General features: G+C 55.2%; 1 protein-coding gene. It reads left to right on the top strand.

The window, feature by feature from the left end; translation table 11 throughout:
* Positions 1-203: hypothetical protein (locus F7231_RS27190; protein ID WP_166694354.1), on the top strand; the 203-nt coding region annotated here is incomplete at both ends.

Raw genomic sequence — 203 nt, 5'->3', positions numbered from 1 at the left:
GACACTGGCAAATGTGGGCAGCGATGATGCCCTGGATTCGGACGCGGATAAACTGACGGGTCTGACGGGTGTGTACTCACTGACGGCTGACGAGTTCAACCCCACGGTGGACGCTGGTTTCTTCAAGCCTGCTTCCCTGGGTGATTACGTCTTCAACGACACGAACCGTGATGGTATCCAGAATACAGGTGATGTGGCCATCT

It is taken from the genome of Fibrivirga algicola (assembly GCF_011742925.1).
Taxonomy (GTDB): Bacteria; Bacteroidota; Bacteroidia; order Cytophagales; family Spirosomataceae; genus Fibrella; species Fibrella algicola.
This window is presented reverse-complemented; position numbering and strand designations above follow the sequence as displayed.